This is a genomic window from Pseudomonas sp. GL-B-19, from assembly GCF_019956415.1.
In the GTDB taxonomy this organism is placed as follows: domain Bacteria; phylum Pseudomonadota; class Gammaproteobacteria; order Pseudomonadales; family Pseudomonadaceae; genus Aquipseudomonas.
This window is the reverse complement of record NZ_JAHBDK010000045.1, coordinates 25,221-46,038: the sequence shown is the minus strand read 5'-3', so window position 1 is coordinate 46,038 and position 20,818 is coordinate 25,221. Positions and strand designations below refer to the sequence as shown.

The following is a 20,818-nucleotide window of genomic DNA, read 5'->3' as shown; positions in this document are numbered from 1 at the left end:
AACAGCGTAAAAGGATTGGCAGTCTGCCAGCGTTCCGGTGGCAGCACTAGGAATTGTGTAGCTCGACTTTGGTCGGGGTTCCGCGTTTTTTTGCAGTGCCCTGACTGACCCCTTCGCGAGCAGGCCCCCACATTTCCCGAACCGGGACTTATTTGTTCCTCAGGCAATCACTCATGAACGCCTTGCGCTCATCACCTTTGAGTAATTTGGTGGTGGCATCGGCGTTGCAGGTTTTCATTTTCTGTTGCTGAGGGGTCAGGGTTTTTATGTCAGGGACGGCCGGCTCGGTTTTCAGGCAGTTACTCATGAACATTTTGCGTTCATCACCTTTGAGGCTTTTGGCCGTCGCATCGGCGTTGCAGACAGTCATCTTTTCCTGCTGGGGTGTGGTCGCGAAGCTTTGGGAGCAGAGCAGCAAGCCGATCATCAACAAAGGGACACGCAACATCGTCATGGAGTTTTCTCCTTGTTGCCGTACCGATGGGCACGGCCTCGTTCTGCAGTGTAGACAACCCCTGTCACACCTTCCTGCTCTCGAGGTGACTGCGTCGGTACTGCTCCGGTGTACATCCGGCCTGGCGTTGAAACATCGCGATAAAGGCCGAACTCGTGCTGTACCCCATGTCGAAGGCAATGTCCTGAATGCTGCGATGGCTGTCCAGCGCCTCAATCGCCGCGAGGAACCGCAACCGTTGCCGCCACTCACCGAAACTCATGCCCAGCTCGCGAACAAACTGCCGCGCCAGGGTGCGTTCGCTGACGTGGATCTGCGTGGCCCAGTCGGCCAAGGGCCGGTTGTCTCCGGGCTCGGCTTGCAACGCTTCCAGTATCCCCAACAGTCCCGGACTGCTGGCGTAGGGCAAATAGCATTCATGCACCGGCGCCAGTCGCAGTTGATCCACCAATACCTGACCTAAACGAATGTCCGCCTCATGCTCGGGAATCTTCACGTCTCGCGTAGCAAAGTCCTTGAGGATCGCTTTGAGAATATCGCTGATCGCCAGCGTGCAGGCCTGTTGCGGCAACTCGCGACACAGCGACGGCGTCAGGCAAACCGCACGGTAGTTGATCGGTTGGTTGCTATAGAAACTGTGCTCGGTCTCGGGCGGCACCCACACCGCGTATTGCGGCGGTGACATGAAGCGGCTGTTGCCGATTTCCATGTGCAACACGCCATTGGCCGAGTACTCGAGCGTGCCCCACGGATGCCGGTGGGCCGCGGCGTACTCGTGAGTGTTGAAATCGGCGTAGCGGAAATAGACCGGGGCCGGCAGCTCGGCGAAGTCCAGCAGGTCAATATGTTTACTGTTCATGCTGTCCGTAATCTGGGGCAAGTTGTCTGGATCGAAGTATAGGCTTGCATCCAGACAAGCAGATAATTGCCCCTCATTAACGTTCTGGTTTTTTCTGATGCAATACGCTTATCCCCTGCTGGCCATTCTCATCTGGGCTGGCAACACCGTGATCACCAAAATGTCAGCCGGGGCGATCTTCCCCGCCGAGATTGGTTTCTACCGCTGGCTACTGGCCGGGATTCTGTTCACGCCGTTCATGCTCAAACCGGTGATCGCGCATTGGCCGCTGATTCGCCCGAACCTGGGCAAGATTTTCGTCCTTGGCGTGCTGGGCATGGCGGTCTATCAGAGCCTCGCCTACTTCGCCGCAGCACTGACCTCGGCCACCAACATGGGGATTATCCTGTCGTTGATGCCGTTGATGTCACTGGCCATGGCGATTGTCAGCCTCGGCCAACGCCTGACCGCTGGCGCATTGGCCGGCGCGGTGCTGTCGTTTGCCGGTGTATTGGTGGTGGTGTCGTCCGGCAGCCTCGGCGCGTTACTTGAACACGGCGTGAACATGGGCGATGCGATGATGCTGGTCGCCACCCTTGCCTATGCGATTTACAGCACGCTGCTGAAAAAATGGCAGCTGCGGTTGCCGCCGCTGGTGTTGTTGTATTTGCAGGTGTTGGTGGCGGTGGTGGTGCTGTTTCCGCTATTTGTCGCCTCGCCGAAGATCGGCCCGACGCTGCAAAACATTCCGCTGGTGCTTTACGCCTGTCTGCTGGCTTCGATGCTGGCGCCATTGGCGTGGATGCAGGCGGTGGTGCGCCTGGGGCCGAGTCGGACCACGCTGTTTTTCAATTTGCTGCCGTTGATTACCGCGCTGATTGCGGCGGTGGTGCTGCATGAGCAGTTGGCGATGTATCACCTGGTGGGCGGGGTGTTGACGTTGGGTGGGGTGGTGCTTTCGGGGCGGTGGACGACGGTGATCGGCCGTAAGGTGCGAGTTGCCTGAACTGACGTCATCGCCGGCAAGCCGGTCTCACTCCCACAGTTGATCGCATTCCCCTGTGGGAGCGAGCCTGCTCGCGATAAGGGCAACTCAGTTTAGAGCCCTGCCGCTTTCAATCGGGCCGCATGTTCGACAAACAACCGGATCGGCTCGGCGCCCTTCCCGACCAGTCCCAGCGACTGATTGACGATGTCGAAGTGATCCAGCGGATACTCATCGCCAATCACCGTCCCCAGGTGCGAGCTGTACCGCCCGACCATCCCGTCGCAATGCCCGACTTCGTTCACAAAGGTTTTGGCAAACAGTCGGCAACTGCGATTGGTCCCGTCAAACAGGTTGCGCCCACTATCCGTCTTGCCCGGCTGCAACGTCCCGGACCACGAGTAATAGCGCACGCCGTTAACCTCTTCCGGCCCGTGCCCGCCCCAGGTTTCAGGCAGACCCTGTGGATAACGCTGATTGAACAGCGCCACACCTTCGGTGGTGAGTGAATGATGGGATGCGTGGATATCCACCGGCAGCTTCGGCCCGCGATAACCGGTTTCGAGCAGGCTCATCAACGCGGCGATTATCCGTAACAGAAAGCTCAACAACCGGCCCTTGGCGCTGTTATGCGGATAGTGTTTGTGCAGGTAATCGGCCAGCTCCGAGCCGTGATTCGGCCCGGCCACCGAGGTCACCGACGCCACGAGGTCCGGGCGTTTGGCCGCCGCATAGCGGGCAGTGAGCGCCCCCTGGCTGTGGCCGAACAAGTTGACCTTCTCGGCCCCGGTCTCGCGCAGGATTTCCTCGATCCGTGCCAACAGCTGTTCTCCGCACACTTCACTGGAATTGAGCGGCGAGACCTGCACCGCAAACACGGTCGCGCCACCTTGGCGCAACGCCGAGACGATACCGTACCAGTACGGATAGAGCACAAGACGGATAAACCCGAGCATCCCCGGGACCAACACCAACGGGTAACGCGTGGCGGAACCTTGCGACATGGGCGAACGTCCTTGTGATCGGTGAGATGAAGCAAGGCGCGATGCAAGACGTCAGCCGAGCATCGTCACCGAAGATGACAACTCGACGACCAGTCTATGACATCCACCCTACTTCAGCCCCACTACTCCCGCCACGATCAACCCGACCGACACCAGTTTGATCGCCGTCAGGCTTTCGCCCAGCAGCGCAAACCCCAGAAACACCGTGCCCAGTGAACCGATTGCGGTCCAGATCGGGTAGGCGATGCTCACCGGCAGCTCGCGCATGGCCAGGGTCAGGAAGTAAATCCCGCCCACGGCGGCGACCACGGTGATCAGCGACGGCCAGAGCCGGGTGAAGCCTTCTGCGTATTTCATGCCCATGGCAAAGGTGACTTCAAACCCGGCGGCGATCAGCAGAAACAGCCAGGCCATCTAAAACTCCCTGGCCAGCGCCAGCAGGCGCTGCTCGGCCTCGGCGGCAGAGATCTGGAACGTGCGCGCCTCGGACTCTTCGCCCTCGGCAGCCACTACGGTGATGTCGGTGATGCCGATGAAACCCAGTGCCGTGCGCAGCAATGGATCAGCGTGGTTCATGGCTTCCAGCTCACCGCCCGGGCCGAAACCGAAACCGCCGCGACTGGTGACGATCAAGGCTTTTTTGCCCTGTACCAGCGGCTCGTATTGGGCCACGCCATTGTCCAGGGTGTGATTGAACGTAAGACCGAGCCGCACAATCTGATCGATCCAGGCCTTGAGGCCGCTGGGCACGCTGAAGTTGTGCATCGGCGTGGAAATCACCAGCAGATCATGGCCGAGCAACTCGCCCACCAACTCATCGCTAAAGGCCAGATCAGCCTGCATCGACAACGGTCGCGCATCGGGCTCGGGGTAAAACGCGGCGGCCACAAAGGCTTCGTTGACCGGCGGAATCAACGCCCGGCCAACTTCGCGACGAGTCAATTGCGAATGAGGATTGCGTGCCTGCCAGGCCGAAAGAAACACTTCAGCCAAACGGCGCGAGTGCGAGCGATCGCCACGGGGGCTGGCGTGGACTGCAAGAATTTTACTCATCTGAATCTCCTTGGGATTACACTCAAACGGCTTGTGGCTTGCAGCTTGAAGCTCACAGCCAACCGCTTCAAATGAGCAGAAATCAGTCTGGATGAATCTATTTCACCCATGGAGAATTGAATGTTTGCCTCACTGCCGCTGACCGCCCTGCGCGCTTTCGAATCCGCCTCGCGCCTGTTGAGCTTCAAGGCTGCGGCCGAAGAGCTCTCGGTGACGCCGACGGCGGTGTCCCATCAGATTCGCTCCCTGGAAACCTGGCTCGGCGTGCCGCTGTTCGAGCGATTGCCACGGCAAGTGCGCCTGACCGAGGGCGGTGAGCGGTTATTTCACAGCCTGCACGGCGCCTTTCTGGACGTAGCGCAAAGCGTCGACACCTTACGTCCGCAACGCAGTGGCACCAACCTGACGGTTTCCACCACTGCTGCGTTCGCGGCCTTGTGGCTGGTGCCGCGCCTCGGGCGCTTTTACGCGCGCCACCCCACCATCAGCCTGCGCCTGGACACCCACTGCGAAATCATCGATTTGCATCAGGACGCCAGTGTCGATCTGGTGCTGCGCTACAGCCTCGACACCTACCCCAACCTCTATGGTTTGTGTCTGTTCGATGAGTCCTTTGGTGTGTACGGCTCGCCGGAGCAAGTCGCACTGGCCGCCACTCAAACGCCAACGCTGATCAGCGTGCACTGGCACAACTCCAGGCTGTACGCCCATGGCTGGGAGGCCTGGTGCGCGCAGTCAGGCGAGTCATGGTTGGCGGGCAAACCGGCGGTCCGTGAATACGACGAAGAGCATTACGCCCTGCAAGCGGCGATTGCCGGTCAAGGCCTGGTGTTGGCGAGCAACATTCTGGTGTCGGAAAGCGTGGCCAGCGGTTTGCTGGTGGCTTATCGCGGCGAGATTCAGGTCGATGGCGCCGGTTACAGCGCGCTTTGCGTGCCGGGGCGCGAGCGACATCCGCCGGTCCGGGCGTTTTTTGCGTGGTTGCGCGAGGAGGCGTTGCTGTCCGGGCATACATTCTGAAAGATCTGTAGTGCCTGACACACCGCTTTCGCGAGCAGGCTCGCTCCCACATGGGATCGATGTTCGCAGTACTAATGTGGGAGCGAGCCTGCTCGCGATGGCGTCTTCGTAGACGCCGTAACTACTTGGTGGGTTTAACCGTCACCGGCGCCTTCCCCGCCTTCATCAGCTCCAGCAACGGCGCACACTGATTTGGCTCACCACCACTGGGCGCCACCAGCGCCAGCAACCCCGCCGCTGGCGCCGCAATCACGCCCAACGCCACCATCCCCGCCCCGCGCAGCATCAGCGGCACGGCTTTCACACCGGCATCCGGCTTGATGAACTTGCCCCGCACGTAGAGTGGCGAGCGCAGCGAAATCAAGCGCCAGCCTTTCGACTCCGGCGTAATGGTCAGGTCCAGTTGTTCGGTCGCCATGTTCACGATGCCATCAATGTAGACAATCGCGTTCTCGGTATCGAAGACGAACAGGCGCGTGGTCGCAAGCCCAGTCTTGATGTCGAAGTCGGCCGCCGCACAATTGATCTTCACTTCCTTGTCGCCAAAGATTTTGCCGACCACATAGTTACCGACATTCAGTCCGGCCAGCTCCATCAACTCGCGGCTGATCGCGCCGTCGTTGATGAGCATTTTCAGAGTACCGTTGGCGCTGCCCAACAGCTTGGCTACCGAGTTGCCGCGCCCCGAAATATCGGCATCGCCATTGAGCTCGCCGAAGCTGGTTTTCATCGGTTCGAAGGTCGGAAACAATTGCTTGAGCTTGAATCTGCGCACGGTGAGTTTGGCCTGGCCTTCCAATGGTTCGGTACGGCCATTCAAGCGAATCTGTGCCTCCAGATTGCCGCCCGCCACGCCAAAGCGCAGCGGTTCCAGGCTGAGCACGCCGTCGTTAAGTATCAGGTGCGTAAAGAGGTCGTTGATCGGCAGTTTTTCGCTGTGGACGATGCGCTTGCCGGTGAACTCGACGTCGGCGTCCATGTCACGCCAGCGTTCAGTCTTGAACTCTTCAACCGGCAACACTTTGTCCGTCGGCTGCTTGCTGTCGCCGCCACGGGCCTGTTGCCTGGCGTTGGAGTCGGCGCCAATCAGCGGCGCCAGGTCGGCGAACAACAGTTGCTCGGAGAGTAATGAACCACTGAGTTTCGGCCTTGGCTGACTGGCGACGTAAGTCAGGCTGCCGTGAATGTCACTCTCGCCGATCGTGCCGTTGAACGCTTCATAGCGGAACACCGCTCCACTAGGCTCATGCAGCTTGGCAATCAGGTGCCCGTCGGTTGCGTATGGCGACGTATCCGGCAGTATCACACCGGTCAGCGGATAGAGATTGCCCAGGCTGGTGCCGGACAGTTTCAGCCTCAAGTCCAGCGCGCCAAGGTTCAGGGGATCGGTCAAGGTGCCGGCCAGCTCTACGCGGGTGTCGGCGATCTTCACCTGCGCCTGCAACGGAAACGGCTTGGCCGCGTCCTGCAGCGCTAACAAGCCGCCGATCTTGCCGGTGCCTTCGAGTTTCTGCGCGTGGTATTGGCCTTTGACCTTGAGGGCGAAGGCGTAATCCTGCGGCGCGCCTCCCTTCTCAAGCGCGGTTTTCGCCGCCTTGTCGCCGACGATGTCGCTGAACGGAATCGGTTTGCCCAGCGGATCGATGAGCACATCGAGCTGTGTCTTCAGGTTCTGATCGTCAAGGGTGACGTGGCCCTTGTCGAAGCCGATGGCGCCGATGTCGACCACCCAGTTCGACGGTTCGGCGTTGGGGTCTTTCGGGTCGAATTTGAACGTCCAGTTGGCGCGGCCATCAGCCAGACGCTGAAGGTCGGCGTTCGGTTCGGTCAGATCGATGCGCGGGATCACCACCCGCTGAGCCAGCAAGGCCAGCGGTGAAATACGCAGTTCGACGCGTTTGAGGGTGACCATCTGCGGCTGTTTCGACCAGTCCGGGTTGCCGAGGTTCAAGTCTTCGGCCACCACGTGCGGCCACGGCACCCAAGCCCGCCAGCCGCCCTCGTCAGGCTCGCGCTGCCAGACCACCGCTAGGTTGCCGTTGATGGCGAACGGACGGTGCAGCTCTTCGGAGACTTTTGTATTGATCGTGGGTTTGATCCGGTTCCAGTCGAAAAACACGATGATCAAAACAAGTATCGCCAGCAGAACAACCAGACTGGAAAAGGTCCAGGCAAAAATCTTGGGGGTGCGCGTCATTGCACAGGACTCCTGAATACGACTGCGCGCCCTGACTGCGACGCACGTGTGAAACGTTAGGCCAGAACCGACCTGCCATGACACCTAGGACTGGGAAAAAGCGCGCAGGTTTAACCGAACAGCCCATTAACGTTCAAATAATCGATCGGGGTCACCGTGCTCACTCCAGACAGCGTTACCGAACGGTTTTTTTGTGCGGCGCGAGTGGGTCAAAACCACCCATTCCAGGGCAAAAATACTCGCCGAAAACGCCCGTTCTAGAGCCACTCAGCAGAACAATCAATTCTGTTGATTATTACCATTGCGTTTATGAACTTTCATATCGACTTATCGAGAGTAGCATTGCTCTCGTACCCACTTGATCGCCCTCCCAAGGAGCAACCCATCATGAAACGCCAACTACTGCTTAGCCTGACCCTCTCGATGCTAGCCAGCACTGCTTTCGCTCTGCCAGCCCCTGATCAGGCCGCTCCGCAAGTCAAAGACAGCCACTCGGCGTTCAGCCAAACCGTCGCTGAAGGTGGTTCCGACCGCACTCCACAAGGTCAGACGCTTGCCGAAGGTGGTTCTGATCGCACTCCACAAGGCCAAACTCTGGCTGAAGGCGGCTCCGACCGTACCCCACAAGGCCAGACCCTTGCCGAAGGTGGTGGTGACCGTGTGATCGAACGCAACGGCGCTACGAGCTAAGCCCCATGGCCGCCCTGAGAAAAAGCCCAATTCCCGGATTGGGCTTTTGATTTATACAGAACTGCATTTCCCCGCCTGATCCCCCGATAGTCGTTCGACGCCAGCGAAGCCGATTTGCTAGAGTGCGCCGCTGTCCTGTCCAGAAAACACTCTTGCGATGCTGCCCCGCGCCGAACAGAAACAACAAACCCGCAACGCCCTGATGGACGCTGCTCGCCATCTGATGGAATGCGGCCGAGGATTCGGCAGCCTCAGCCTGCGCGAAGTGGCGAGAACCGCCGGCATCGTGCCCACCGGTTTCTACCGGCATTTCGCTGATATGGATGAACTGGGCCTGGTGCTGGTGAGCGAAGTCGGTCAGACCTTCCGCGAAACCATTCGCCTGGTGCGCCATAACGAATTCGTCATGGGTGGCATTATTGATGCGTCGGTGCGGATCTTTCTCGACGTGGTCAGCGCCAATCGCTCGCAGTTTCTGTTTCTTGCCCGCGAACAGTATGGCGGATCGCTGCCGGTGCGACTGGCGATTGGGCGGTTGCGTGAAGACATCAGCTCGGATTTGGCGGCTGACTTGTCCTTGATGCCCAAGCTTCAGCATCTCAACATCGCTGGTTTGAGCGTGATGGCTGATCTGATCGTTAAAAGTGTGTTCGCGACCTTGCCGGACATTATCGATCCGCCGGCCGAAGCGCTGCCCGAGCATTTGACTCCGCAGGCAAAGATCACTCAGCAGTTGCGCTTCATCTTTATCGGCCTCAAACACTGGCAAGGACTCGGCAGCACCGAGTAACCCCCTATCCCCTGTAGGAGCGAGCCTGCTCGCGATTGCGTTGGTACAGTCAACACTTGTCTGTCTGGAACACCGCTATCGCGAGCAGGCTCACTCCTACATTGGTGCGCGAAATCTCTCAACGCACCAATTTGATTCAAAATTTTGCAATAGCCCGAACCCCCCACCAAGCTCCGAAAGGTATTTCCTACGTATCGCCCGATTGGCAAGCCCCTTGCTCTAGCCTGAGCATTGTCCATTGCTGGAAGCCTTCCGATGCTGGTGATTCATCGCAGAATCGACCCTCAACCCGTCTGGGCCGCCGTATTGCTCCTGACCTTCGAAGCCCGGAGTAAAAGCCGTTTGCGCTGTTTCAGTGCCGAAGGTGAAGACGTCGGGTTGTTTTTGGAGCGCGGTCAGCCGCCTCTGTATGACGGCGAATGCCTGCAAGCCGAAGACGGACGCATCGTGCGCGTCTGCGCCCGCCCCGAACAACTGCTGCATGTCACCTGCGCCAATGCCTTCGAACTGACGCGTGCCGCGTATCACCTCGGCAACCGTCATGTCGCCTTGCAGATCGGTGATGGCTGGCTACGCCTGCTCGACGATTACGTGCTTAAAGCCATGCTCGAACAGCTGGAAGCCAAGGTCGAAAACATTGAAGCGCCCTTCCAGCCGGAACACGGCGCCTATGGTGGCGGCCATCACCATTCGCGACACGGCGACGAAGACTTCAACTACCCGCCGAAACTGCATCAGTTCGGCGTCCGCCTATGAACCCGGCCTGGGCGCTGCTGCGTCTGGCCAGCCCGCAACTGCCGATTGGCGGCTACAGCTATTCCCAAGGCCTGGAAATGGCGGTGGATAACGGTCGAGTGTGCGATTCGGACAGCGCACGACGCTGGATCAGCGATCAGCTGCTGCTGAATCTGGCACGGTTCGAGGCGCCGCTGCTGCTCGCCCATTGCACGGCGGCGGCCGAAGAAAACTGGCCAACATTGCTGCAGCGTTGCGAGGAACACCGGGCCAGTCGGGAAACCCGCGAGCTGCATCAGGAAAGCCGGCAGATGGGCTATTCGTTGCAGCAACTGCTCAACGGCTTACCGGAGCTGGATGCGCCCGCCCGCGCCTTCCTCGAACAACTCCCCGAACCGCACCTGGCCCTCGGCTGGGCGCTGGCCGCTCGGGCTTGGGGGATCAGTCCGCAGGATGCGTTGGCCGCGTGGCTCTGGAGCTGGCTGGAAAACCAATTGGCGGTGCTGATGAAAACCTTGCCGCTGGGCCAGCAAGCCGCTCAGCGCCTGACCAGCGAACTGCTGCCGCTGTTGCAACAAGCCCAGCAGGACGCCACCCGAATCAACCCCGAACACTATGGCAGCGCCGCGTTTGGCCTGTCCCTGGCGTGCATGGCCCATGAGCGCCAGTACAGCCGCCTGTTCCGTTCCTAGGGCCTTTTAATTTGGAGAACCACATGAACACACAACCCCTGCGCGTCGGCATCGGCGGCCCGGTCGGTTCCGGTAAAACCGCTCTGACCTTGGCCCTGTGCCTGGCCCTGCGCGAGCGCTATAACCTCGCCGTTGTCACCAACGACATCTACACCCGCGAAGACGCCGACTTTCTGGTGCGCAACGAGGCCCTGGCGCCCGAGCGCATCATAGGTGTGGAAACCGGCGGCTGCCCACACACGGCGATCCGCGAAGACGCCTCGATCAACCTCGAAGCCGTGGATCAACTGAACCGCCGCTTTCCGGGGCTGGACCTGATTCTGGTGGAGTCCGGTGGCGACAATCTGTCAGCAACGTTCAGCCCGGAATTATCCGACCTGACCATCTACGTGATCGACGTTTCGGCCGGCGACAAACTGCCGCGCAAGGGCGGGCCCGGTATCTGCAAATCCGATTTGCTGGTGATCAACAAAGTCGATCTCGCACCGCTGGTGGGGGCGTCGCTGGAGATGATGGACAGCGACACCAAACGCATGCGCAACGGCAAACCGTTTGTCTTCAGTAACCAGAAAACCGGTCTCGGACTGGAGGAAATCATCGCCTTCATCGAACGCCAGGGCCTGCTGACAGCGGCCTGATCACGACTTATCAACAAGGAAGCTTACCCATGACACTGAAACGCATTCTGAGCGCCGTGGCCCTGCTGCTGACCCCGGCCGTCGCCTTCGCCCATCCGGGTCATGGCGACAATGGCTTGATCGCCGGCATCAGCCACCCGATTGGCGGCCTCGATCACTTGCTGGCGATGATTGCGGTCGGCCTGTGGGCGGCACAGCAAAAAGGTGCAGCGCGCTGGGCGCTGCCGTGCACGTTCGTCGGCACGATGCTGATGGGCGGGTTACTGGGGTTTGAAGGGCTGAATCTGCCGGCGCTGGAAGGCGCGATTGCCGCGTCAGTGCTGGCGCTGGGCCTGGCGGTGGCGCTGGCGGTGCGTCCGCCGTTGAGCGTGGCGATGGGGGCGACGGGGTTGTTTGCACTGTTCCATGGTGTGGCGCATGGATTGGAGTTGCCGGACATCTCGAGCCCTTGGGCGTATGCGGCCGGGTTTGTGGCGGCGACGGCAGCGTTGCATGGATTGGGTTATGCCGTGGTGCGGGTGTTGCCGCAAGCGGCGGCGCCGTTGGTTCGACTGGCGGGTGCAGCGTCGGCGGCGACTGGCGTGTGGTTGTTGGCAGGCTGATTTTTTATCGCCTGTGATGGCCTCATCGCGAGCAAGCTCGGCTCCCACAGTGGAATGCGTACTCCTGTGGGAGCCGAGCTTGCTCGCGATAGCGGCCTGACAGACACCGCCCCTCTCAGGCCTGCTAACATGTCGCGCAATCAACCCTGCCGTGACGACGCCAGCCAATGCCGCCTGTTTCCCGCTCCGCCTCCCTGCCTGAATTGACCGCCCTGTTCGCCTCGGTGCAACAGCACTTCCAGGACGTGATCGTGCCGCTCTGGCAAGGACCCGGCTGGAATGCCGACATGGCACTGCCTTATGAAGCACTGGACGCGGAACATCAACCGCTGGCCCCTCAACGCTACCGGGCCATGGCCTGCGCACGGCAGCTGTATGTGTTCTCCAGCCTGATTGGCCAGGTTCCGGCTGCCGAAGAGCGCGCTGCTGCGCTATTCCGCTCCCTGCAGCAGCATTTCCACGATGCTGAACATGGCGGCTGGTTCTACAGCATCGACCCGCACGGCGCACCGCTCGATCAGCGCAAAGACCTCTACACCCACGCGTTCATCCTGTTCGCCTGCGCCCATTACTGGGACAAGGTGCGCGAGCCGCTGGTGGAATCGGCCCTTAATGCGGCGCTGGAAGTGATCGCTCAGCGTTTCGCGACAGGCGACGGCCTGTACGAAGCCAGCCTCGACCGTGACTGGTCATCGCTCAACTCCGGGCCGCTGCAAAATCCCCTGATGCACTTGGCCGAAGCCTTCCTCGCCACCCTGTCTGTGCGCGAAGACATCGCCGTGCAGCGCGCGCTCGTTGAGTTATGCACAGCCATGCAGAAGCGCTTCATCGACCCGCAACAGAGCGTGTTGATGGAGAAACCGCTAGGAGCTGTGGATAACTGGTTTGAACCGGGGCATCAGTTCGAGTGGTATTTCCTGCTGGAGTCTTCGCCGTTGCTGCGCGATTCCACACTGCATGCTTCGCTTGAGCGTGCATTTGCGCTCACCGAGCAACTGGGCGTTGATCCATGCACCGGTGCCGTCGTGGCGATGCTTGATCTGGATGGCTCTGCAAAGGATGCCACCCAGCGCATATGGGCACAGGCTGAATACCTGCGCGCCCTGACCTTGCGGCCAAACAGCGAGGCCTCTGTGCAGCGCCAGTTGCAGGCGCTGCAACAGCGCTTTTTGCATGCGGGCGGCTGGTATGAGTGTCGCGATGAACAAGGCGAAGTGAGCCGCAAGGACATGCCGTCGACCACGCCTTATCACTTGGCGACCTGTTATCGCGGGTTGGTCGACTATCTGCGCTGACTGACAGATTGCTATCGCGGGCAAGTCGAATCGTCGCACCGCCGCTCCTTCAGGGATCACACTGTACCTGTGGGAGCCGGCGGTGCGACGATTCGACTTGCCCGCGATGGCCGTTACGCGGTCTTAAGCCTTGGCATTACGCTCGATTGAGAAACCAGCCCAGGTCTGACTCACCGGCATCAACTCCAGGCTGTTGATGTTGATGTGCGCCGGCGCGTTAAGCACCCAGAAAATGGTCTCGGCGATGTCTTGCGGCTGAATCGGCTCGGCCCCCGCGTATGTCGCGTTGTAACGCTCCTGGTCACCGGCGAAACGCACCAGCGAGAACTCGCTCTCACACAGGCCCGGCTCGATGTTGCTGACACGCACGCCAGTGCCTTGCAGGTCGCAGCGCAAGTTCAGCGAAAACTGTTTAACGAATGCCTTGCTCGCGCCATACACGTGGCTGCCCGGATACGGATAGTTGCCGGCGATAGAACCGAGGTTAACGATGCCGGCGCCACGGCCATGGGCAATCAGGCGCGGCAGCAACAAACGGGTGCTGTACATCAAGCCTTTGATGTTGGTGTCGACCATGGTGTCCCAATCGTCGAGATCGCACTTCGGCGCAGGATCCACGCCGAGTGCCAGGCCGGCGTTGTTGATCAGCCCGCGCAGCTTCGAGAAGGACGGTGGCAGGTTGGCAATCGCTTCCTCCATGGCTTTGCGATCACGCACGTCGAGCACCAGGCCATGCACCTCGGTCTGCTTCGACAACTCGGCGCACAGGGCAGTAAGGCGCTCTTCACGACGGCCTGTCAGCACCAGTTTCCAGCCAGCCTCGGCAAAACGGCGGGCACAGGCTTCACCAAAACCGGAGGTCGCGCCGGTAATAAACAGGGTGTTGGACATCGTGTTCTCCTTGCTTCGGCTGACGGGCAGCCCTTGGAATTGAAAGTCAGCTGGCAGCATGCCCGGCCTTGCTCACAGCGGCAACCACCGCAAAGCTGTGCAAAAAACAACCAACGCTGTTAGCACCATACGCCCCGTGGCTTGCAGCCATGTACACGCACGTTATCCACAGGTCGGTCCACAGTTTCCGGGGGCAAGTGGAAATGCTGGAGGCCGCTGTGTACAAGGCTTTGCGGGGAGTTTAGAAAGTTTTTCGCTTGACCCTCGCAGGCTCACTGTGTAGCCCAGGGCATTTTGCACGATTGACCCCGCAAACCAGCGATGGCGCCAAGCCAGTAACGACGGCCCTTAGCCGAGTCTTTCCAGAGTTTAACCACAGACTTATCCACAGGCCGCTACTGCCCGTTTCACCCTGCTTTAATCGCCAATAAAAAGGTTGACAACGCCGTCCTCCAGCCTCGCAAAAACGACTGATCAAAAAACAACCACGCCGCTGCAAGCCACGTATTTAAAGGCGTACAGCCAGCTACTCCCACGTTATTCACAGCCAGTTCCACAGCAAACGGGGACAAGTCAAAACAGTGACAAAACAACAATTTACAGCGGCTTTATGTCGCGCTTTGAGAGCTTGTGAATATTGTTTTCCACAATTTCAAGAAAGCACACGACTCGCCCTGTGGGAGTGAGCCGGCTCCCGCAAGGAATGGGGATGAATTGGGAATCGATCATGACATCCGCCGTCCTACTTACACCCGGGACGGTGTGCACACCTTGTGGGAGATATTCGCCGGCCAGCAATCGGTTCTTGAGAATCAGACCAGGGAAATGGTTCAACCAACTCTGCCGGTCAAACTAATCGGACTCACAAAACGGCAAAACGCTCGCCGGCATTAAAATACCGACAAGCGCCACTAGTTCGTGATTACATTATTCAGAACAACTTCTTCAGTTCCTCTGAGAAACCAGATACTTTTTTCTCGGGGTTCTTCTGGCAAAGTTTTACAAACTCTGGAAGAACCTCTGCTTTAACTTTTTCTTTAGTGAAAGAACCCCCATTTGAATTAATATTCTCGTCGACTGAAACCCAAAGCAAGACTGGGGCCTGAGCTGGAGGGGGCGTTACAAGGAACTCCTTACACGTCATATCATCGGTACTAGTCGACGCGGCATAAACACCGCTGACAGATGAGAGAATCAAGCTAGCCAGGGCCATTTTGCAAAAGGCTTTATGAGTCATTTTAAGCATCTCCACAGACTTTGATTATACCTCTGCATATAAGAGGCAATATCGTGTATTGATTTGCGCTAAAAACAAGAACTTAATTTTAGCGGCATTACAAGCGACACGCCGGATGAGTATAGACGCTTTCACACGATGTCAATGTCTATTTTTAGCACATGACAATAGCGCAAAAAACAACCAAATAGCGCTTGTAATCAAGATTGATTTTTCTGCACTAGCTTAGAGCCAACTTATAGTTTCACCGTTTAATATCAGATTTGCGCGGGCCCGCGCCTGAACACTTAAAATTCAACCAACACTTCTCTTTCCAACACAAAAAAGCCCCGGCGATTGCGCGCCGGGGCTTGTGCATAACAACGCAGACTCAATGACCGCCGAGATAAGCGTTACGCACCTCTTCGTTCACCAACAGCTCCTTGCCGGTGCCCGTGAGGCGTATCTCGCCGTTGACCATCACGTACGCCCGGTCCGACAACCTGAGGGCGTGGTTGGCATTCTGCTCCACCAGGAAGATCGTCATGCCGGTCTTGGCCAACTCCCGCAGTGTCGCGAAGATCTGTTTCACCACAATCGGCGCTAACCCCAGGCTTGGCTCGTCAAGCAACAACAGCTTGGGCCGGCTCATCAGCGCGCGCGCGATGGCGAGCATTTGCTGTTCGCCGCCAGACATGGTCATCGCCCGCTGGTTGCGCCGCTCTTCAAGTCGCGGGAACAACTCGAACATGCGTTGCATGTCTTCCTTGGCGTACTTGTCACCAATAGGGATGGTGCCCATCAGCAGGTTTTCCTCGACGGTCATGTCGGGGAACACTCGCCGGCCTTCCGGCGATTGCGCAATGCCGTTGGACGCGATGTAGTGCGATGACTTGTGCGTAATGTCCACACCCTGATAGATGATCTGCCCGTCAGCTGCGCGCGGCTGGCCGAAGATCGACATCAGCAAGGTCGACTTGCCGGCGCCGTTGGAGCCGATCAGGCTGACCGTTTCACCTTCATTGATGTGCAACGAGACTTTCTTCAGGGCCTGGATCGGCCCGTAAAACACGTCCAGTTCCTTGAGTTCGAGGATCGGTTGACTCATAACACCACTTCCTCTTCATCGGCGCCCAGATAGGCCGCAATCACTTTCGGGTCGTGGCGGATCGCCTCGGGGCCGCCCTCGGCAATGACGATGCCGTGGTCCAGCACCACGATGTGGTCGGAAATACTCATTACCATGCCCATGTCGTGTTCGATCAGCACCACGGTCAGATCGTGCTCGTCACGCAGCAGCCGGATCATCGCGCTCAGCGCTTCGGTTTCCTGAGGGTTGAGGCCGGCGGCCGGTTCGTCGAGGCAGATGATCTGCGGACGGGTGCACATGGCCCGGGCAATTTCCAGACGGCGCTGTTGGCCGTAGGACAGTTCACCGGCCAGGCGGTTGGCGCAATCCACCAGGTCCACCACTTCCAGCCAGTAGAAGGCGTGGTCCAGCGCATCGCTTTCAGCCTTGCGGTAGCCCTTGGTATTGAGGATGCCCGCCAGCATGCTGCGGTTGACCCACATATGCTGGGCCACCAGCAGGTTTTCCAGCACCGACATTTCCTTGAACAGGCGAATGTTCTGGAAGGTCCGCGCCAGGCCGGCACGGTTCACCAGGTGGGTGCCGCCGAATGCCTTGTAGAACAGCCGACTGGCGAAGGATTTCGGCGAAACGAAATCGGTCGGTTTGAACGGTTCGCCCAGCAATTTGATGACGTTGGTCTGTTGCCCACGGATGTTGAGTTCGATCTTGCCGCCCGAGGCTTTATAGAACCCGGTCAGGCAGTTGAACACGGTGGTTTTACCGGCGCCGTTGGGGCCGATCAGGGCGAAGATCGAATTGCGGTGGACTTTCAGGCTGACATCGTTCAACGCCTTGATGCCGCCGAAGTGCATCATCAGCTTCTCGACCGAGAGTACGACTTCGCTCATGGCGCTACTCCTTTACGCGGGGTCACACCGGTACGGCTGATCCGAATCAGGCCGCGCGGTCGCCAGATCATCATCAATACCATCAGGATGCCGAACAGCAGCACGCGGTATTCCGCGAAGCCACGCAGCAGTTCCGGGGCGACGGTCAGCACGAAGGCTGCAATCACCACGCCGATGGTCGAGCCCATGCCGCCGAGTACCACGATGGCGAGGATCAGGGCCGATTCGAAGAAGGTAAACGAAGTCGGGTTGACGAAGCCCTGGTAGGTGGCAAAGAACACGCCAGCCAGACCGGCCGTCGATGCACCGATGGTGAACGCCGAGAGCTTCACCAGCACGTGGTTCAGGCCCATGGAGCGGCAGGCGATTTCGTCTTCACGCAAGGCTTCCCAGGCACGGCCTACGGGCATACGGGTCAAGCGGTGCTTGATGTACAACACGGCCAGCACAACCAGGAACAACACCGCATAAATGAAGTAGTACTTCACGTCCGGGTTGTAGGCGATGCCGAAGAACTCGTGGAACGGTACACCACCGTCTTTCGCCCGTTTGCCGAATTCCAGACCGAAAAACGTTGGCAGCGGGGCCGCCATGCCGTTCGGACCACCGGTAAACGACAGCCAGTTGGTGAGGATCAAGCGGATGATTTCACCGAAACCCAGGGTCACGATCGCCAGGTAGTCACCGTGCAGACGCAACACCGGGAAACCGAGGATGCAGCCGGCAAGCCCAGCGGTTATTGCCGCCAGCGGCAACACCGTCCAGAAGCCCAGGCCGAGGTACTGGTAACCGAGCGCCAGGCCATAGGCACCGATGGCGTAAAACGCCACGTAACCCAGGTCGAGCAGGCCGGCCAAGCCGACCACGATGTTCAGCCCCAAACCCAGCAGTACATAGATCAACCCAAGGATGACCACGCCCAACAGGTAGGAGTTGGAGAAAAACGGAAACACCACGGCAATGACGATCATCAGCGGGATGATCCAGCGCAAACGGGATTTATAATCGGGCGGCAGTACATGAACCCCGGAGCCGGTGGTTTCAAATCCTTCGAGGATTTTCAGGCCCCTGGAGGTTTGCAGGAACAGGCTCAGGGCAAAACGACCGGTCATGACGATAGCGACAATCCAGGCCACCCGGGTCGTTTCCAGGTTGAAACCGTAGCCATCGAGTACGACACCGACTATCGGCCCGAACACGATCAGGGCAATGAGGCCGGCAAGAATCGCATCAACCAGACTTTTTTTGATATCAATGGTTTTTTTAGTGGTTGAAGACATCGCTTACACCTTCGACACAAGAGGACGGCCGAGCAGGCCTTGAGGCCGAAAGACCAGTACGAGAACCAGCAACGAGAAGCTGAAAACGTCTTTGTAGTCAGAGTTGACCAGACCGGAAAACAGCGACTCGGAAATCCCGAGAATGATCCCGCCGAGCATGGCACCCGGTAGCGAACCGATCCCGCCGAGTACAGCAGCGGTGAACGCCTTGATACCGATGATGAAGCCGGCATAGAAGTCGAATGTGCCGTAGTTCATGGTGATCAGCACGCCGGCCAGGGCCGCCATCGCTGCGCCGATGATGAACACGTAGGAAATCACCCGATCGGTGTTGATCCCCAGTATCGAAGCCATCTTGCGGTCTTGCTGGGTGGCGCGGCACATACGGCCGAGCTTGGTGTACTTGATGATGTAGGTCAGCAGGGCCATCCCGGCAAACGCTGCAACCAGAATGAAGACCTTGGTGTAGGTCAACTGCACAAAACCCGTACCGAATTCGACGCGCCAGGCACCCGTCAGCAAGGTGGGAACACCCTGTTGCTTCGCGCCTTGGGCGATCTGTGCATAGTTTTGCAGGATCAGCGAAATACCGATGGCACTGATCAGCGGAGCCAGTCGGGTGGAGTTACGCAGGGGTTTGTAGGCGACACGCTCGATGACCCAGCCATACACCGCCGTGACGACGATGGTGAAGATCAGTGTGCCGAGCATCAGCAGCGGGAAGGATTCGATACCGAAGTAAGCCAGCAGAGCCAGACTGATTGCCGCCAGGTAAGCAGAAATCATGTAAACCTCGCCGTGGGCGAAGTTGATCATGCCGATGATGCCATAGACCATTGTGTAGCCGATGGCGATCAGGCCATAGACCGACCCGAGGGTCAGGCCGTTGACCAGTTGCTGCAGGAAAATACCATCCATAACGCAATCTCACGCAATGAGAACCTGCACACCTGTGGGTGTGCGGTTCTTCTAGAAAAATACAGATGTACGTCGGAGCGATCAGACACGATCAGACAAGCCACCACCGCCCCCCCCTGTAAGAGCTGGCTTGCCAGCGAAGGCGGTGTATCAGCCAACATTGATGTCGGCCGAACTGGCGCCTTCGCGGGCAAGCCCGCTCCCACAAGGGATCAGTGGGGTCAGCCGATCGAGTCAGCCCTTACTTCTGTTTTTCCAGCTGGTGGTATTTGCCGTCCTTGTCCCACTGGTAAACCACGTAGTCGGAGACTTTCAGGTCGCCCTTGCCGTCCCAGGTCTTCTCGCCCATGACGGTTTTGACCGGGTTTTTCTTCAGCCATGCAGCCGCTTCTTCGCCCTTGTTGGACTTGGCGCCATTGAAGGCTGCAGCCAGGGCCTGGACCGAAGCGTAGGCGTACAGGGTGTAGCCTTCAGGCTCGGTACCGGCCTTGCGGAATGCGTCTACCACTGCCTTGCTGTCTGGCAACAGGCGAGGGTCGGCGCCGAAAGTCATCAACACGCCGTCGACGAATTGCGGACCGCCAGCGGTGGTCACCAATTCGTCGGTCACGATGCCGTCATCGGACATGAATTTGACGTCTTTCAGACCTTGTTCACGCAGTTGACGAACCAGAGGACCGGCTTCCGGGTGCAGGCCACCGAAGTAGACGACATCGGCGCCAGCGCCGCGGATTTTGGTCACGATAGTACTGAAGTCTTTTTCGCCACGGGTCAGGCCTTCATACAGCACTGGTGTTACGCCGCGCTTGACCAGTTGAGCCTTGGTGGCATCTGCCAGGCCTTGGCCGTAGGTATCCTTGTCGTGCAGCACGACAACCTTCTTGCCCTTGAGCACGTCGACGATGTAGTCGCCGGCCACGATGCCTTGTTGATCGTCACGCCCGCACATACGGAACATGGCGCTCAGGCCGCGCTCGGTAACGGCCGGGTTGGTGGAACCCGGGGTGATTGCGATAATGCCTGCTTCGTCGTAGATCTCGGAGGCGGGGATGGTCGACGAGGAGCAGAAGTGACCGACCACGCCAGCGACTTTCTGGTTGGTCAGGTCCTTGGCGACCGTCACAGCCTGTTTCGGTTCGCAGGCGTCATCGCCCTTGACCAGTACGATTTTTTCCCCGTTTACGCCGCCCGACGCGTTGACCGCGTCGGCTGCAGCCTGTGCACCCTTCATGTACTGCTCGCCAAATGCCGCGTTGGCACCTGTCATCGGACCCGCCACACCGATTTTCACATCAGCCTGTGCAAACGCAGAAACACCCAACGCAGCTGCCACTGCGAGGGCCAGAAAGCCTTTCTTGTAAAACGTCTGGGACATGAGGTGGTGCTCCAAGGTTTTTTTTTAGTTGGCACTGCGATTTCTCTGAATGCTCAGAGCAAGGGCCGTGCCATCGGTTTTTTATTCTGAAAAAAGTCGCTGCCTTATTGTTTTTTCGACTGTTTCGATCCCATTTTCATTGGGCGTGCAACCGTCTAAACCGCG

At 58.8% G+C, this 20,818-nt stretch carries 22 protein-coding genes; 9 read left to right on the top strand and 13 right to left on the bottom strand.

From position 1 onward, the window contains the following. Positions 1 to 148 precede the first annotated feature (148 nt). Entirely contained in the window at positions 149 to 454 is a 306-nt protein-coding gene (locus KGB06_RS18980; protein ID WP_223518501.1) for a PsiF family protein, read from the bottom strand. A 64-nt stretch (positions 455 to 518) separates the two neighbouring features. Beyond that, positions 519 to 1,313, bottom strand: a complete 795-nt coding sequence (locus tag KGB06_RS18975; protein ID WP_223518500.1) for an AraC family transcriptional regulator — start codon at positions 1,311 to 1,313, stop codon at positions 519 to 521. Between the two features lie 97 nt (positions 1,314 to 1,410). Between KGB06_RS18975 and KGB06_RS18970 the strand changes: the two genes are divergently transcribed. Beyond that, positions 1,411 to 2,298: a DMT family transporter gene (locus KGB06_RS18970; protein WP_223518498.1), complete on the top strand. Its 888-nt coding sequence runs from the start codon at positions 1,411 to 1,413 to the stop codon at positions 2,296 to 2,298. Between the two features lie 92 nt (positions 2,299 to 2,390). Here the strand turns inward: KGB06_RS18970 and KGB06_RS18965 are convergent, their stop codons facing one another. The 3 genes from KGB06_RS18965 to KGB06_RS18955 form a co-directional block, all read right to left on the bottom strand. After that, the gene (locus KGB06_RS18965; protein ID WP_223518496.1) at positions 2,391 to 3,281 is read right to left on the bottom strand and encodes an esterase/lipase family protein; all 891 of its coding nucleotides are present in this window, start codon (positions 3,279 to 3,281) and stop codon (positions 2,391 to 2,393) included. A gap of 108 nt (positions 3,282 to 3,389) precedes the next feature. Beyond that, positions 3,390 to 3,695: a DMT family transporter gene (locus tag KGB06_RS18960; RefSeq protein WP_007947555.1), complete on the bottom strand. Its 306-nt coding sequence runs from the start codon at positions 3,693 to 3,695 to the stop codon at positions 3,390 to 3,392. Next, positions 3,696 to 4,334, bottom strand: coding sequence for an FMN-dependent NADH-azoreductase (locus KGB06_RS18955; RefSeq protein ID WP_223518495.1), 639 nt, complete (start codon positions 4,332 to 4,334; stop codon positions 3,696 to 3,698). Positions 4,335 to 4,454: 120 nt separating this feature from the next. Between KGB06_RS18955 and KGB06_RS18950 the strand changes: the two genes are divergently transcribed. Next, positions 4,455 to 5,354 (top strand): LysR substrate-binding domain-containing protein, encoded by a 900-nt coding sequence (locus KGB06_RS18950; RefSeq protein ID WP_223518494.1) that lies wholly within the window; start codon positions 4,455 to 4,457, stop codon positions 5,352 to 5,354. Positions 5,355 to 5,475: 121 nt separating this feature from the next. On the opposite strand, the gene KGB06_RS18945 is transcribed toward KGB06_RS18950, so the two are convergent. Beyond that, a complete protein-coding gene (locus tag KGB06_RS18945) occupies positions 5,476 to 7,551 on the bottom strand; it encodes an AsmA family protein (protein WP_223518493.1) in 2,076 nt (691 codons plus the stop codon). Between the two features lie 387 nt (positions 7,552 to 7,938). Between KGB06_RS18945 and KGB06_RS18940 the strand changes: the two genes are divergently transcribed. From KGB06_RS18940 to KGB06_RS18910, 7 genes are all read left to right on the top strand, one after another. After that, positions 7,939 to 8,241 (top strand): hypothetical protein, encoded by a 303-nt coding sequence (locus tag KGB06_RS18940; RefSeq protein ID WP_223518491.1) that lies wholly within the window; start codon positions 7,939 to 7,941, stop codon positions 8,239 to 8,241. Positions 8,242 to 8,398: 157 nt separating this feature from the next. Further along, a complete protein-coding gene (locus tag KGB06_RS18935; RefSeq protein ID WP_223518490.1) occupies positions 8,399 to 9,031 on the top strand; it encodes a TetR family transcriptional regulator in 633 nt (210 codons plus the stop codon). 255 nt (positions 9,032 to 9,286) lie between these two features. Next, on the top strand, positions 9,287 to 9,787 hold the full coding sequence (gene ureE, locus KGB06_RS18930) for an urease accessory protein UreE (protein ID WP_223518489.1): 501 nt from the start codon (positions 9,287 to 9,289) through the stop codon (positions 9,785 to 9,787). Then, positions 9,784 to 10,458, top strand: a complete 675-nt coding sequence (locus tag KGB06_RS18925; RefSeq protein ID WP_223518488.1) for an urease accessory protein UreF — start codon at positions 9,784 to 9,786, stop codon at positions 10,456 to 10,458. Before ureE ends, KGB06_RS18925 begins: the two co-directional genes overlap by 4 nt. Before the next feature lie 23 nt (positions 10,459 to 10,481). Continuing rightward, the gene (gene ureG, locus KGB06_RS18920) at positions 10,482 to 11,096 is read left to right on the top strand and encodes an urease accessory protein UreG (protein ID WP_007947546.1); all 615 of its coding nucleotides are present in this window, start codon (positions 10,482 to 10,484) and stop codon (positions 11,094 to 11,096) included. 29 nt (positions 11,097 to 11,125) lie between these two features. Then, a complete protein-coding gene (locus tag KGB06_RS18915) occupies positions 11,126 to 11,698 on the top strand; it encodes a HupE/UreJ family protein (RefSeq protein ID WP_223518487.1) in 573 nt (190 codons plus the stop codon). 167 nt (positions 11,699 to 11,865) lie between these two features. After that, entirely contained in the window at positions 11,866 to 12,993 is a 1,128-nt protein-coding gene (locus tag KGB06_RS18910) for an AGE family epimerase/isomerase (RefSeq protein WP_223518485.1), read from the top strand. Positions 12,994 to 13,116: 123 nt separating this feature from the next. Here the strand turns inward: KGB06_RS18910 and KGB06_RS18905 are convergent, their stop codons facing one another. The 7 genes from KGB06_RS18905 to KGB06_RS18875 all read right to left on the bottom strand — a co-directional run bounded on the left by KGB06_RS18905 (position 13,117) and on the right by KGB06_RS18875 (position 20,653). After that, positions 13,117 to 13,884: an SDR family oxidoreductase gene (locus tag KGB06_RS18905; RefSeq protein WP_223518484.1), complete on the bottom strand. Its 768-nt coding sequence runs from the start codon at positions 13,882 to 13,884 to the stop codon at positions 13,117 to 13,119. Between the two features lie 931 nt (positions 13,885 to 14,815). Further along, positions 14,816 to 15,121: an HdeA/HdeB family chaperone gene (locus tag KGB06_RS18900; RefSeq protein ID WP_223518482.1), complete on the bottom strand. Its 306-nt coding sequence runs from the start codon at positions 15,119 to 15,121 to the stop codon at positions 14,816 to 14,818. Positions 15,122 to 15,491: 370 nt separating this feature from the next. Further along, positions 15,492 to 16,208 (bottom strand): ABC transporter ATP-binding protein, encoded by a 717-nt coding sequence (locus KGB06_RS18895; protein WP_223518480.1) that lies wholly within the window; start codon positions 16,206 to 16,208, stop codon positions 15,492 to 15,494. After that, complete coding sequence (locus tag KGB06_RS18890; RefSeq protein WP_223518479.1) at positions 16,205 to 17,080, bottom strand: ATP-binding cassette domain-containing protein; 876 nt, start codon at positions 17,078 to 17,080, stop codon at positions 16,205 to 16,207. Before KGB06_RS18890 ends, KGB06_RS18895 begins: the two co-directional genes overlap by 4 nt. Beyond that, on the bottom strand, positions 17,077 to 18,360 hold the full coding sequence (livM, locus tag KGB06_RS18885; protein WP_223518478.1) for a high-affinity branched-chain amino acid ABC transporter permease LivM: 1,284 nt from the start codon (positions 18,358 to 18,360) through the stop codon (positions 17,077 to 17,079). The genes KGB06_RS18890 and livM overlap by 4 nt, the downstream gene beginning before the upstream one ends. Positions 18,361 to 18,363: 3 nt before the next feature. After that, positions 18,364 to 19,278: an ABC transporter permease subunit gene (locus KGB06_RS18880; RefSeq protein WP_223518476.1), complete on the bottom strand. Its 915-nt coding sequence runs from the start codon at positions 19,276 to 19,278 to the stop codon at positions 18,364 to 18,366. A gap of 241 nt (positions 19,279 to 19,519) precedes the next feature. After that, a complete protein-coding gene (locus tag KGB06_RS18875; protein ID WP_223518474.1) occupies positions 19,520 to 20,653 on the bottom strand; it encodes a branched-chain amino acid ABC transporter substrate-binding protein in 1,134 nt (377 codons plus the stop codon). Positions 20,654 to 20,818 lie beyond the last annotated feature (165 nt).

What these genes read in the sequence shown, in the direction of transcription:
- KGB06_RS18975 (WP_223518500.1), bottom strand. Translation starts at nt 1,313, where the DNA reads ATGAACAGTAAACATATTGACCTGCTGGACTTCGCCGAGCTGCCGGCC.
- KGB06_RS18940 (WP_223518491.1), top strand. Translation starts at nt 7,939, where the DNA reads ATGAAACGCCAACTACTGCTTAGCCTGACCCTCTCGATGCTAGCCAGC.
- KGB06_RS18965 (WP_223518496.1), bottom strand. Translation starts at nt 3,281, where the DNA reads ATGTCGCAAGGTTCCGCCACGCGTTACCCGTTGGTGTTGGTCCCGGGG.
- KGB06_RS18925 (WP_223518488.1), top strand. Translation starts at nt 9,784, where the DNA reads ATGAACCCGGCCTGGGCGCTGCTGCGTCTGGCCAGCCCGCAACTGCCG.
- KGB06_RS18935 (WP_223518490.1), top strand. Translation starts at nt 8,399, where the DNA reads ATGCTGCCCCGCGCCGAACAGAAACAACAAACCCGCAACGCCCTGATG.
- KGB06_RS18950 (WP_223518494.1), top strand. Translation starts at nt 4,455, where the DNA reads ATGTTTGCCTCACTGCCGCTGACCGCCCTGCGCGCTTTCGAATCCGCC.
- KGB06_RS18910 (WP_223518485.1), top strand. Translation starts at nt 11,866, where the DNA reads ATGCCGCCTGTTTCCCGCTCCGCCTCCCTGCCTGAATTGACCGCCCTG.
- KGB06_RS18905 (WP_223518484.1), bottom strand. Translation starts at nt 13,884, where the DNA reads ATGTCCAACACCCTGTTTATTACCGGCGCGACCTCCGGTTTTGGTGAA.
- ureE (WP_223518489.1), top strand. Translation starts at nt 9,287, where the DNA reads ATGCTGGTGATTCATCGCAGAATCGACCCTCAACCCGTCTGGGCCGCC.
- KGB06_RS18970 (WP_223518498.1), top strand. Translation starts at nt 1,411, where the DNA reads ATGCAATACGCTTATCCCCTGCTGGCCATTCTCATCTGGGCTGGCAAC.
- KGB06_RS18945 (WP_223518493.1), bottom strand. Translation starts at nt 7,551, where the DNA reads ATGACGCGCACCCCCAAGATTTTTGCCTGGACCTTTTCCAGTCTGGTT.
- KGB06_RS18915 (WP_223518487.1), top strand. Translation starts at nt 11,126, where the DNA reads ATGACACTGAAACGCATTCTGAGCGCCGTGGCCCTGCTGCTGACCCCG.
- KGB06_RS18980 (WP_223518501.1), bottom strand. Translation starts at nt 454, where the DNA reads ATGACGATGTTGCGTGTCCCTTTGTTGATGATCGGCTTGCTGCTCTGC.
- KGB06_RS18880 (WP_223518476.1), bottom strand. Translation starts at nt 19,278, where the DNA reads ATGGATGGTATTTTCCTGCAGCAACTGGTCAACGGCCTGACCCTCGGG.
- KGB06_RS18895 (WP_223518480.1), bottom strand. Translation starts at nt 16,208, where the DNA reads ATGAGTCAACCGATCCTCGAACTCAAGGAACTGGACGTGTTTTACGGG.
- KGB06_RS18955 (WP_223518495.1), bottom strand. Translation starts at nt 4,334, where the DNA reads ATGAGTAAAATTCTTGCAGTCCACGCCAGCCCCCGTGGCGATCGCTCG.
- ureG (WP_007947546.1), top strand. Translation starts at nt 10,482, where the DNA reads ATGAACACACAACCCCTGCGCGTCGGCATCGGCGGCCCGGTCGGTTCC.
- KGB06_RS18890 (WP_223518479.1), bottom strand. Translation starts at nt 17,080, where the DNA reads ATGAGCGAAGTCGTACTCTCGGTCGAGAAGCTGATGATGCACTTCGGC.
- livM (WP_223518478.1), bottom strand. Translation starts at nt 18,360, where the DNA reads ATGTCTTCAACCACTAAAAAAACCATTGATATCAAAAAAAGTCTGGTT.
- KGB06_RS18875 (WP_223518474.1), bottom strand. Translation starts at nt 20,653, where the DNA reads ATGTCCCAGACGTTTTACAAGAAAGGCTTTCTGGCCCTCGCAGTGGCA.
- KGB06_RS18960 (WP_007947555.1), bottom strand. Translation starts at nt 3,695, where the DNA reads ATGGCCTGGCTGTTTCTGCTGATCGCCGCCGGGTTTGAAGTCACCTTT.
- KGB06_RS18900 (WP_223518482.1), bottom strand. Translation starts at nt 15,121, where the DNA reads ATGACTCATAAAGCCTTTTGCAAAATGGCCCTGGCTAGCTTGATTCTC.